Below are 12,218 nucleotides of genomic sequence, written 5' to 3'. Positions count from 1 at the left end.
GTTTTTCAGTGCCCGATCACACCATCAACCGATGGTCATCAGGCTCGCGTTGCCACCTGCAGCAGCGGTGTTGACGCTCAGGGCGCGTTCGATCACCAGGCGTTCCAGGGCGATATTGGTTTCACCCTGGGACAGGCCCTGTACGCCAACGATGGCGCCAGCCCGTTGTGCCACTTGCTGGCACACGTCACGCAGCTGGTCGCAATCACCGTGGTGCAGGACGGCGTCGAAGATCACGTCGTCCTTGGTCCAGTCGGCCACCAGCGTGATGCGTGCCTGCACCTCTTTTGGCAGGCGGGCCAGCAGGGCCTTGGCCAGTTCGCTTTGCGGCAGGACGGCCGAGCTGCCCACTGCCAGAACGGCAGCCAGTTGGGTCAGCAGGTCGCTTTCAACCTCGGCCAGGCACAGCACATGTTCACGCGGCAGGATGGCGTAGCTGTTGCGCTCGCCAGTCGGGCCGTTGAGCAGGCGCGTGATGCCGCTTTGCGAGTGTGCGGCATATTCGCTGCACAGTTCGGCCAGCGCTGGTTGCTGGTTGCTGCTGGCCCAGGCTTGCAGGGCACTGAGCGGTTTGCTCATGGCTTCGCGGGCCTGGGTATCAGGTGCCGTTACGGCATCGACCTTGGCGAACGATTGCTCGATCGCATTGCCCGGGCGGGTCGACAGCAGGCGGTACAGGTACAGCGGGCCACCGGCTTTCGGGCCGGTGCCCGACAGACCTTCACCGCCGAACGGCTGCACGCCGACCACGGCACCCACGATGTTGCGGTTGACGTAGACGTTACCGGCGTTGACGTTATTGACCACCTTGGCAATGGTTTCGTCGATGCGGGTATGCACGCCCAGTGTCAGGCCATAACCCGAAGCGTTGATCTGTGCGATCAACTGGTCGATGTCCTTGCGCTTGTAGCGCACCACGTGCAGCACCGGCCCGAAGATTTCCCGTTCCAGCTCGTCGAAGCTTTCCAGTTCGATCAGGGTCGGCATGACGAAGGTGCCGCGTTTGCATTCTTCGATATCGGCAATGGCCATCTGGTAAACGGTACGGCCCTTGTCGCGCATGCCCTGGATATGTTGCTCGATCCCGGCCTTGGCTTCGGCGTCGATCACCGGGCCAATGTCCACGTTCAGGCGCTCGGGGTTGCCCATGCGCGATTCGGCCATTGCACCCTTGAGCATTTCGATGACGCGGTCTGCCGAATCTTCCTGCAGGCACAGGACGCGCAGCGCCGAGCAGCGTTGACCGGCGCTGTCGAACGCCGACGACACCACGTCGATAACCACTTGTTCGGTCAGGGCCGAAGAGTCGACGATCATGGCGTTCTGGCCGCCAGTTTCGGCGATCAGCGGGATCGGGCGGCCCTGGGCATCCAGGCGGCCGGCAATGTTGCGTTGCAACAGGCGGGCAACTTCGGTGGAACCGGTGAACATCACGCCTTTGACGCGATCATCGCCCACCAGGCGCGCGCCGACGGTTTCGCCACGGCCCGGCAGCAATTGCAGCACGCCCTGTGGGATGCCGGCTTCGAGCAGAATGCGTACGGCTTGTGCAGCGACCAGCGGCGTTTGTTCCGCAGGCTTGGCCAGTACCGGGTTGCCGGCTGCCAGTGCTGCAGCCACCTGGCCGCTGAAGATGGCCAGCGGGAAGTTCCACGGGCTGATGCAGACCACCGGGCCCAATGGGCGGTGGGCATCGTTGGTGAAGTCGTTGCGCGCCTGTACCGCGTAGTAACGCAGGAAATCCACGGCTTCGCGCACTTCGGCGATGGCGTTGGCGAAGGTCTTGCCGGCTTCGCGGGCCAGCAGGCCCATCAGTGGCTGGATCTCGCCTTCCATCAGGTCGGCGGCGCGTTCCAGGATCGCAGCACGCTCGGCGGGCGGGGTGGCCTGCCAGATCGGTGCGGCGCTCAGGGCGCACTGGATGGCGTTGTCGGCGTCTTCAACGGTGGCTTCTTGTACATGACCGACCACATCACGCAGGTCGGCCGGGTTGAGCACCGCTGCCGGGGTTTCGCTGCTGGAATCGCAACCGAGCATCGGCGCGGCTTTCCAGTCGTTGTGGGCCGTGGCCAGCAAGGCGCAGGACAGCGATGCCAGACGGTGTTCGTTGGACATGTCGATGCCGCTGGAGTTGGCGCGTTCACTGCCATACAGGTCACGCGGCAGCGGGATGCGCGGATGCGGCAAGCCGAAGCCGCCTTCGGCCGTGGCCATTTGTTCGATCTGACTCACCGGATCGGCCACCAGCTCGTGAATCGCGATGGTGTGGTCGGCGATGCGGTTGACGAACGAGGTGTTCGCGCCGTTTTCCAGCAGGCGACGCACCAGGTAAGCCAGCAGTGTTTCGTGGGTGCCGACCGGAGCGTACACGCGGCACGGACGGTTCAGCTTGCCTTCAGATACTTTGCCCACAACCTGCTCGTAGAGGGGTTCGCCCATGCCGTGCAGGCACTGGAACTCGTACTGGCCCGGGTAGTAGTTCTGACCGGCAATGTGGTAAATCGCCGACAACGTTTGGGCGTTGTGGGTGGCGAATTGCGGGTAGATGGCTTCCGGCACGGCCAGCAGCTTTTTCGCACAAGCGAGGTAGGATACGTCGGTGTACACCTTGCGGGTGTAGACCGGGTAGCCTTCCAGGCCTTCGACCTGGGCGCGCTTGATTTCGCTGTCCCAGTACGCGCCCTTCACCAGGCGGATCATCAGGCGATGACGGCTGCGGCGCGCCAGATCGATCACATAGTCGATCACATAAGGGCAACGCTTCTGGTAGGCCTGGATCACGAAACCGATGCCGTTCCAGCCCGCCAGCTGCGGTTCGAAGCACAGGCGCTCAAGCAGGTCGAGGGAGATTTCCAGGCGGTCGGCTTCTTCGGCGTCAATGTTGAGGCCGATGTCGTACTTCTTGGCCAGCAAGGTCAGCGACAGCAGGCGCGGGTACAGCTCGTCCATCACGCGTTCATACTGGGCGCGGCTGTAGCGCGGGTGCAGGGCCGACAGCTTGATGGAGATGCCCGGGCCTTCGTAGATGCCACGGCCGTGGGAAGCCTTGCCGATCGAGTGGATGGCTTGCTCGTAGGACGCCAGGTACTTCTGTGCGTCATGTTCGGTCAGTGCGGCTTCACCGAGCATGTCGTAGGAATAACGGAAGCCCTTGGCTTCAAAGCGCGTGGCGTTGGCCAGGGCTTCGGCGATGGTCTCGCCGGTGACAAACTGCTCGCCCATCAGGCGCATGGCCATGTCGACGCCTTTGCGGATCATCGGCTCGCCACTTTTGCCGATGATGCGGCTCAGGGAGGAGGTCAGGCCGGCTTCGTTGTGCGTCGACACCAGCTTGCCGGTCAGCAACAGGCCCCAGGTGGCGGCGTTGACGAACAGCGACGGGCTGTTGCCCAGGTGCGGGTGCCAGTTGCCGGTGCTGATCTTGTCGCGGATCAGGGCGTCACGGGTGCCCTTGTCCGGGATACGCAGCAGTGCTTCGGCCAGGCACATCAGGGCTACGCCTTCCTGGGACGACAGGGAAAATTCCTGCAGCAAGCCTTGGACGATGCCGGCACGGCCACCGGCGCTCTTCTGATTGCGCAGTTTTTCGGCAATCGAGGCGGCCAGGGTTTGTGTGGCTTCGGCCATTGGGGCCGGCAGGCGCGCCTGCTCCAGCAGCATGGGCACCACTTCGGGTTCCGGGCGACGGTACGCCGAGGTGATGGCCGCGCGCAGCACGGATTGCGGCAGGATGCTTTCGGCGAACTCCAGGAAGCACTGATGCGCATGGTCGGCTTGTACGTCGTCGGCGTCATCGCTGGCAGTGCCAGGGATACCGCTCAACTCGGTCAGGGTTGCACCACCCTCGAGTTTTTCCAGGTAATTGAAGATTGCCTGCTTGATCAGCCAGTGTGGCGTGCGATCAATCGAGGTCGCGGCGGCCTTGAGGCGCTCGCGGGTCGGGTCATCAAGTTTGACCCCAAGGGTGGTGGTAGCCATTTTTTTATCCTCATGGGTGCCACATTTGCGTGGCAGCAGCTGGCGGCAAGATTAGCGCTGCGCTGAAACGGGTGCAACTAGGTGCAACCCGTTTTTGTGTCGATTGGTCGACGCTTCGTCAGGAATATTTTGCGCGGGTTGGATGGCTGCTCTTCCTTGGTGCTTTTTCTTCGGTTTGGCGGGGTCTTTGCTCCGAAAAGGCGCAAAAACCCTGAATTGAGACGAAAAGGCGACAAGGTGCAACTTGCCCGGCAGAAACTGGTTGCACCCGATTTGCTTTGTTGCATAGCATTCGCGCCCAAGGTGCAACCTCCTACAGAAGATTGGTTCATCGGCTGATGGATTTCCTGGGGAAACATCAGTCATAAATGCGCGGCAAGGTTAATCGTCTCAAACAGGACGTTTGTGAGCGTACGGCCAGACCGCCGCTAAACATAAAAACAATGCCAGGGCTTTATCAATGAGTGTTAGTAACCCAACCCTGATCACGTTCGTGATCTATATCGCAGCAATGGTGCTGATCGGCCTGATGGCTTATCGCTCCACCAACAACCTTTCTGACTACATTCTCGGTGGCCGTAGCCTGGGCAGCGTTGTAACCGCTTTGTCCGCTGGCGCCTCCGACATGAGCGGCTGGTTGCTGATGGGCTTGCCGGGCGCGATCTACATGTCCGGTCTGTCGGAAAGCTGGATTGCCATCGGTCTGGTGACCGGTGCCTACCTCAACTGGCTGTTCGTTGCCGGTCGCCTGCGGGTACAGACCGAGCACAACGGTGATGCGCTGACCCTGCCGGATTACTTCTCCAGCCGTTTCGAAGACAACAGCGGCTTGCTGCGGATCATCTCGGCCATCGTGATTCTGGTGTTCTTCACCATTTACTGCGCTTCCGGCATCGTGGCGGGTGCCCGTCTGTTCGAAAGCACCTTCGGCATGTCCTACGAGTCCGCCCTGTGGGCCGGTGCTGCGGCAACCATCGCCTATACCTTTATCGGTGGTTTCCTGGCCGTGAGCTGGACCGACACCGTACAGGCCACCCTGATGATCTTCGCGCTGATCCTTACGCCGATCATCGTGCTGCTGGCCACCGGCGGCGTGGACACCACGTTCCTGGCCATCGAAGCCAACGACCCGAGCAACTTCGACATGCTCAAGGGCACGTCCTTTATCGGCATCATCTCGCTGATGGGCTGGGGCCTGGGTTACTTCGGCCAGCCGCACATCCTGGCGCGTTTCATGGCCGCTGATTCGGTCAAGTCGATCGCCAAGGCGCGTCGCATCTCCATGACCTGGATGATCCTGTGCCTGGCAGGTACCGTGGCGGTGGGCTTCTTTGGTATTGCCTACTTCTCGGCGCACCCGGAAGTGGCCGGCCCTGTGACCGAAAACCCTGAGCGCGTGTTTATCGAACTGGCCAAGCTGCTGTTCAACCCGTGGATTGCAGGCATTCTGCTGTCGGCCATCCTGGCTGCCGTGATGAGCACCCTGAGCTGCCAGTTGCTGGTGTGCTCCAGCGCCCTGACCGAAGACTTCTACAAGTCCTTCCTGCGCAAAAATGCTTCCCAGCTGGAACTGGTGTGGGTTGGCCGGATCATGGTGCTGGTGGTTGCGCTGATCGCCATCGCGCTGGCTTCCAACCCGGAAAACCGCGTGCTGGGCCTGGTGAGCTATGCATGGGCAGGCTTCGGTGCCGCTTTCGGCCCGGTTGTCCTGATCTCGGTACTGTGGAAGGGCATGACCCGTAATGGCGCATTGGCCGGTATTCTGGTGGGTGCCATTACCGTGATCGTGTGGAAGCATTTCGCACTGTTCGGTCTGTACGAAATCATCCCGGGCTTTATCCTGGGCAGCTTGGCCATCGTGCTGGCGAGCCTGGCTGGCAAGGGCCCGACCAAGGGTATGGTTGAGCGCTTCGACGCTGCTGAAAAAGACTTCAAACTCAACCACTGATCGGGCCAGCGCATGCGCTGACCTTGCAGTGTTCTGAAACGGCCCGTCTCCAGGTGAGACGGGCCGTTTTTTTTGCCTGTAGCACGGTCGCCGTACCTCGGAAAAACCGCCCGCTACCTGACGTCCGGTTGCGTACAAGGTAAACTTCGCCCCCTGCGCAGGAGCAACCATGAACTATCGTCACGCCTTCCACGCCGGCAACCATGCCGACGTCTTCAAACATATCGTCTTGACCCGCCTCATCGCCCTGATGTCGCGTAAAGAGCAGCCTTTCGCCTACCTCGATACCCATGCCGGTATTGGTTTGTACGACCTCAAGGGCGATCAGGCCAACCGCACGGGCGAGTACCTGGAAGGCATTGCACGGTTGTGGGGGCAGAAAGACCTGCCTGCAGTGACTGATGACTACATGCAAGTGCTGCACAAGATGAACCCGGATGGCGAGTTACGCTATTACCCGGGCTCGCCGGAGTGGGCGCGACGCCTGACCCGTTCCCAGGACCGTGTGCTGTTGAACGAAAAACACCCCGAAGACGGCGTGTTGCTCAAAGACAACATGAAGGGTGATCGCCGCGTAGCGGTGCATCTGGGCGAAGGCTGGCATGTACCGCGGGCGTTGCTGCCAGTGGCTGAAAAGCGTGGCTTGATGCTGATCGACCCGCCGTTCGAGAAACTCGACGAAATGAAGCGCTGCGCTGAATCGTTGAAAGAAGCGATCAGCCGCATGCGCCAGACCGTGGTAGCGATCTGGTATCCGATCAAGGACAAGCGCCAGTTGCGCCGTTTTTACCAGGACCTTGCGGGGTCGGGTGCTCCGAAGTTGCTGCAGGTGGAGTTGTTCGTACACCCGCTGGACACGCCCAACAGCCTCAATGGTTCAGGTTTGGCGATTGCCAACCCGCCTTGGGGTCTGGAAGAAGAGCTGCGCGAACTGCTGCCGTGGCTGGCCAAGAAACTGGGGCAAACCCAGGGCGGCTGGCAGATGGAATGGTTGATCGCGGAAAAATAGCTGAAAACTGTAATGTGGGAGCGGGCATGCTCGCGATCAAGGCGATGCGGTGTAACAGAAACACCGCGTCGCTTGCATCGCGAGCAAGCCCGCTCCCACCGTTTTTTGTGCTACATTAAATCGGGCAGGTCACGCCTGTACCGCCAATGCCACAGTAGCCCTGCGGGTTTTTCGCCAGGTACTGCTGGTGGTAGGCCTCGGCGAAGTACACCGTTGGTGCCTGGTCGATTTCGGTGGTGATGGTGCCCAACCCGGCCTTGTCCAGCTCGGCCTGGAACACTTTCTTGCTTTCCAGTGCCTGTTCAAGCTGCTCAGGGGTGGTGCAGTAGATCACCGAGCGGTACTGGGTGCCGATGTCGTTACCCTGGCGCATGCCCTGGGTCGGGTTGTGCAGTTCCCAGAACATGGCCAGCAATTGCTTGTAGCTGACCACTTCCGGTTCGTAGACCACCAGCACCACTTCGGTGTGGCCGGTCAGGCCCGAGCAGACTTCTTCGTAGGTCGGGTTCGGGGTGTAGCCGCCCGCATAACCCACCACGGTGCTGACCACGCCTTCGCGTTCCCAGAACTTGCGTTCCGCGCCCCAGAAGCAGCCCAGACCAAAAATCGCAAAGTCGACATTCTTCGGGAATGGGCCCAGCAGCGGCTGACCGGTAACGTAGTGGGTTTCCGGCAGCTGTACATGGGTGTCGCGGCCCGGCAGGGCTTGTTCTTTAGTGGGTAGCACGTTTTTATTCACCAGAATTTCCGAGCGCAAGACCATGATTCAAGTCCTCTCAATCAGAGTGTAGGAAGTCAGGCCAATAGTGTGCCCGAGTGTTGCAGCGCTGTCAGGCCAAGGGGCCGCGCGGATAGCGTTTGAGCTTTTCGATCAGTTCGCTGCCGGGGATCGGGCGGTCGAACAGATAGCCCTGGCCCACATCACAGCGATGGCGGCGCAAGAAGGCCAACTGTGCAGCGGTTTCAATACCCTCGGCAACCACTTTGAGCTTGAGGTTGTGCGCCATCGCGATCACCGCGGAGGTGATTTCCATGTCGTTCTGGTTGTCGGGGATGTCTTTGATAAAGCTGCGATCGATCTTGATGATGTCGATCGGGAATTTTTTCAAGTAACTGAGCGATGAGTAGCCAGTGCCGAAATCGTCCATGGCCAGGGTCAGGCCCAGTTTTTTCAGTTGGTCGAGCTGCAGGCGGGTGTCGTCGGTGGCCTCCAGTAGCAGGCCCTCAGTCAGTTCCAGTTCCAGCAGCGCCGCCGGCAGCTGTTCTTCCTTGAGGATGCTGGCAATCGAGGCAACCAGATCCGGGTCGGAGAACTGCTTGGGTGATACGTTGATCGCCACTTGCAGGTTGCCCAGCCCGGCGATGCTCAGTTGCCGGCTCATGCGGCAAGCCTGGCGGGCAACCCACTTGCCGATGGGGATAATCAGCCCGGTCTCTTCTGCCACGCTGATGAACTGGTCGGGGCGGATCATGCCGTTTTTTTGGGTGGTTCCAGCGCAACAGCGCTTCCATGCCCAGCAGGCGTCCGGTTCGCAGGCACAGCTTGGGCTGGTAGAACACCTCCAGTTCGTTCTGGGTCAGGGCGCGACGCAGGTTGTTTTCGACAAACAGCTTGTAGCTGGCCTCGGCGTTCAAGGCTTCGGTAAACACCTGCACCTGATGCTTGCCGCAGGCCTTGGCCTTGTGCAGCGCCAGGCCCGCGTTGCGCATCAGGGTTTGCGGGTCGCGGCCGTGCAGGGGCGCACAGGCCACGCCGACCGAGCCGGTGACGCTGATCAACTGGTTGTCGACGAACATCGGTTTGTCGAGGGTCATCAATAATTGGCTGGCAATTTGTTGCCCGGTCGCCAGGTCAGTGTCGTCGAGCAAGACTGCGAATTCGTTGCTGGCAAAACGCGCCAGGCCATCGCTGACGCTAAGGCTGTTGCGCAGGCGCCGGGCCAGGCTGATCAGCAGCTTGTCGCCGGTCTGGTGGCCGAGGCTGTCATTGATGCGCTTGAAGTTGTCGATATCCACCAGCAGCAGGCACACCGGGGTGTTGCTGTTGCGGGCGAAACGCTCGTCGAGATTGCGGATAAACGCCGGCCGATTGCCCAGATTGGTCAGGTTGTCAGTGTAGGCCAGGCGTTCGATGCGCTGCTGCGCCAGCTTGGTTTCGGTGATGTCTTCGTAAATACCGATGTAGTGGGTCAGCTCGCGGTTGTCGCCATACACCTTGGAAATCGACATCTGGCCCCAGTAGGGCTCCAGGTTTTTGCGCCGGCTCTTGAATTCACCTTGCCAGCTGTTGCCTTTGCTCAGGCTTGAGTGGGCGTCGAACAGCAGGTCGCTGAGGTTTTCCAGTGCAGGCAGTTCCGACAGCTTATGGCCCCGGACTTCTTCGGTGGTGTACTGGGTGATGGCAGTAAAGCTGGGGTTAGCGTACTCGACCACGCCGTCGCAGTTGACCAGCAAAAAGGCGTTGGCACTTTGCTCGACAGCGCGCTGGAACAGGTGCAGGGCATTGGTGGCAGCACGGCGGTTGTGGTTGTTGATGACCTGGGCAAACTGGTCGGCCAGTTCCCCGGCGAAGGCGATTTCATCCGCCTGCCAGGCGCGGGTCCTGCCCACTTGCTCAAGGCACAGGACGCCGACCACCTGGCCGTCGATGCGGATGCCGGCGTCGAGCATGGCATTGGCATCGTGTCGCCCCAGGCTAGCCACCAGCTCGCGGGTGCGCGGGTCGCGGCTGGCGTTCGTCGCATCGATCGAGCGGCTGGTATGCAGGGCTTCGAGGTAGTCGGGGAACAGGCTGGCGTCGAAGGTATCCTGGGCAATATGCGCCTGGGCCTCGCGCTGGAAGGCTGAAACCGGCAGTAACTGGCTGCCTTCAAGGTTCCACAGGCTGGCACCGTCGATTTGATAGATATCGCAGGCGCTGCGGGTGATCAGCTCGGCGGCTTCTTGCAGCGAGTTGTGCTGGCTGTAGCGGTGGCGGGCCAGGCGCAGGATCAGATCCTGCTGGGCGCGCACGCGCTCCAGATGCTGGAGCTGGTCCTGCTGGGTGCGCTGGTTCAGCGCCAGGGCAATCTGCAAACGGCTGTTTTGGGTTTCGAGCTCGGCCACCGGAGCGGGCAAAGGGCTGGCAGCGCTGTCTTCGATGGCCAGCAGGTAGCCGCGCAAAAAGTGCCGGTTGTGTTGCTTGTAGGCCTCACCCAGTTCCATCAGGTTCAGTGGGCCCAGGGCGGTGTGCAGGGTGTAGTGTACGACGTAGTGATGGCGGGTCCTGAGCTGCTGCTCGATGGCATCGTGCAGGCGATAGCGTGCCTGGGGCTCCATCAGGCTGGCGTAGGGCGAGCCGACCAGCGCGCACAGATCCGCGGCGGGCATGCCAAATTGGCGCTCGCAATGAGGGTCGAGGTAGAGCATGGCCCAGCTGGCTTCATTAAGCCGTTCGAAACGCAGCATGCCGAGCCGGGAGGGCACGGGGAGCTGGGTGACGACCTCGGCTGCCAAACGCGGGGCAGCATCAGGTTGGCTTTTCATTGGGGCACTCGCTTCACAAATGCGGTTTGCGCACGGGCTGTCACCCTGTTTCTGTGGATGGCGGCAAGGTTGCATCATGCTCAACGTGCTGACAAGTGAACATAAAGGCTAAGTGCTATAAGGGCTTATCGGCCGGCCGGCGATTTTCTACAGGCCGATCGATAAGCTTTGGAGCTTATTTGAGTGCAATAGTTGCTGTCTCGATGATGCGGCCCTTTTTATTGTGAAAATCGACCTTCAACTGCTGGCCGGTGATGGTCAGGCAGGCGAAGTTGTCCTCGCTGACCACGCGGCTGTTGAGCGTGAGCGAGTAGGTGCCGGTGCCGACGGTCGTCAGGGTGGTGTTGACGAGCAGATCGCCTACCTGGGCATACGGCAGCAGCCGGGTGTTGCACAGGGGCGAAGAGACCACGCTGTGAACGATAAAGTCGGGGCTCTTGTCGTGGGTTAGCTGGCAGCAGAGCGAGCCATGAATATCCCCGGACACAAACACCACGTTCTTGACGGCATGGGAGCGAATGGTCTCCAGGATCCGGTTGCGCTGTGCCGCAAAGGCTTTCCAGCCGTCGCTGTCACGCCGTTGGTCAGGCATGAACATGACGCTGCTGACGATAAATTTGACCCTGGACGTGCTGTTGACCAGCCATTTGAGAAATGCCTGTTCCTGCGCGACGCCAATCATGCGTTTGTCGCGCCCGGACAGGACCCGCTCGGTGCGACAGTCCATGACAAACCAGTCGATATCGGCGTTGGCAAACATGTACCAGTAGCGGCTCAAGTTGCGATTGATGCGCCCGTCTGGCTGTAGCGCGTGAGCCGGGCCGTGGCTGCACTGGTAAGCCTCATAAGCGCGCATGGCGTTGTTGTACAAAGCCGTGTCGGCGTTGCTGCGATTGGCTGGCCAGTTATCTTCGATCTCGTGGTCGTCAAGGATCATGTACGTCGGCGTGCTGGCCATGAGTGAGCGGATATTGGGCTGGCTGAAGGCTGCACGGTATTTGCGGGTGATGGCCGGGTAGTCGCTGTCTGGGGCGATGATATTCAGGTCGTCGACATACACCTGGTCACCGGTCATGACCACGGCATCAAGGCCTTGCTGGCGGGCCAGGGCGTGGATGCTGGCGAAGATCTCATCACCCAGGTGCGCAGCCGAAGGGATGCCAGCCGTGAGCCTGAGGTAGCGGCAGGACCCTGTGACGTACCGGCGGGTGCGGTTGCGCGCAGTAGAGTCGGTCTTGAAGGTGTAAACCGTGGCTGGCCATTGCAGTGCAATTTGTTTGACTGTTTCAGGCGTATGCCCCGGGCTTGAGGTGGCGAACCAGCCTGCCTGGTATTCGTAGCGGGTATCGCTGTGCAGGTTGTTCAAGACCAGCGTGTCGGACATGTCGAATTCAGGGTTCAGCCTGGAAAACACACCGGCAGACCATTGGCTGTCCCCGGCCTTTCGGTGCCGGATACCGGCGAATACGGCGTTGTTTTTATCGAAGTCGCCGCGCACGAAAATACGGGCGTGTTGTGCGGTGGTAAAGCCTACTATCGGGCCAACTGTAGGTGAGATCACATCGAAATCCTTTCTGATGTTTGGGCGATGGCACTCGCGTGGTTCCAGTCCTTTGGTTAACGGTAGAAGTGGTTGGGTGGTTGGCCCATTCATGGATTCAGCGCTGGGTGTAGTGCTTGAAGGGCAGTGAGTGTCAGAAAAGCCCCTCACCCTAGCCCTCTCCCAAAGGGAGAGGGGACTGACCGCGCGCGACTTCA

The 12,218-nt window shown here is 60.6% G+C and carries 6 protein-coding genes and 1 pseudogene; 3 read left to right on the top strand and 4 right to left on the bottom strand.

What is annotated here, in order from left to right; translation table 11 throughout:
* Positions 1 to 24: 24 nt before the first annotated feature.
* Positions 25 to 3,978, bottom strand: a complete 3,954-nt coding sequence (gene putA, locus BFC21_RS16450) for a trifunctional transcriptional regulator/proline dehydrogenase/L-glutamate gamma-semialdehyde dehydrogenase (RefSeq protein WP_086799168.1) — start codon at positions 3,976 to 3,978, stop codon at positions 25 to 27.
* 81 nt (positions 3,979 to 4,059) lie between these two features.
* On the opposite strand from putA, the gene BFC21_RS27320 reads away from it, so the two are divergent.
* From BFC21_RS27320 to BFC21_RS16440, 3 genes are all read left to right on the top strand, one after another.
* Positions 4,060 to 4,317, top strand: coding sequence for a hypothetical protein (locus BFC21_RS27320; protein ID WP_162939356.1), 258 nt, complete (start codon positions 4,060 to 4,062; stop codon positions 4,315 to 4,317).
* Between the two features lie 121 nt (positions 4,318 to 4,438).
* Positions 4,439 to 5,926: a sodium/proline symporter PutP gene (gene putP / locus BFC21_RS16445; protein WP_088378392.1), complete on the top strand. Its 1,488-nt coding sequence runs from the start codon at positions 4,439 to 4,441 to the stop codon at positions 5,924 to 5,926.
* A gap of 169 nt (positions 5,927 to 6,095) precedes the next feature.
* Complete coding sequence (locus BFC21_RS16440) at positions 6,096 to 6,935, top strand: 23S rRNA (adenine(2030)-N(6))-methyltransferase RlmJ (RefSeq protein ID WP_088378391.1); 840 nt, start codon at positions 6,096 to 6,098, stop codon at positions 6,933 to 6,935.
* Between the two features lie 115 nt (positions 6,936 to 7,050).
* Here BFC21_RS16440 and msrA read toward each other — a convergent pair whose 3' ends face one another.
* The 3 genes and pseudogenes from msrA to BFC21_RS16425 all read right to left on the bottom strand — a co-directional run bounded on the left by msrA (position 7,051) and on the right by BFC21_RS16425 (position 12,021).
* Complete coding sequence (msrA, locus tag BFC21_RS16435) at positions 7,051 to 7,698, bottom strand: peptide-methionine (S)-S-oxide reductase MsrA (RefSeq protein WP_016783240.1); 648 nt, start codon at positions 7,696 to 7,698, stop codon at positions 7,051 to 7,053.
* A 67-nt stretch (positions 7,699 to 7,765) separates the two neighbouring features.
* A pseudogene (locus BFC21_RS16430) lies at positions 7,766 to 10,460 on the bottom strand (EAL domain-containing protein).
* 175 nt (positions 10,461 to 10,635) lie between these two features.
* Positions 10,636 to 12,021 (bottom strand): alkaline phosphatase D family protein, encoded by a 1,386-nt coding sequence (locus BFC21_RS16425; RefSeq protein ID WP_088378390.1) that lies wholly within the window; start codon positions 12,019 to 12,021, stop codon positions 10,636 to 10,638.
* Positions 12,022 to 12,218: the final 197 nt, after the last annotated feature.

The sequence above is a fragment of the Pseudomonas sp. TMW 2.1634 genome, from assembly GCF_001703595.1.
Classification (GTDB): domain Bacteria; phylum Pseudomonadota; class Gammaproteobacteria; order Pseudomonadales; family Pseudomonadaceae; genus Aquipseudomonas; species Aquipseudomonas fragi.
The sequence above is the reverse complement of the archived record's forward strand: the minus strand, read 5'-3'. Positions and strand labels throughout refer to the sequence as shown.

Excerpts from the sequence above, each read along its gene's own strand:
- putA (WP_086799168.1), bottom strand. The coding sequence starts at position 3,978 with ATGGCTACCACCACCCTTGGGGTCAAACTTGATGACCCGACCCGCGAG.
- putP (WP_088378392.1), top strand. The coding sequence starts at position 4,439 with ATGAGTGTTAGTAACCCAACCCTGATCACGTTCGTGATCTATATCGCA.
- BFC21_RS16440 (WP_088378391.1), top strand. The coding sequence starts at position 6,096 with ATGAACTATCGTCACGCCTTCCACGCCGGCAACCATGCCGACGTCTTC.
- msrA (WP_016783240.1), bottom strand. The coding sequence starts at position 7,698 with ATGGTCTTGCGCTCGGAAATTCTGGTGAATAAAAACGTGCTACCCACT.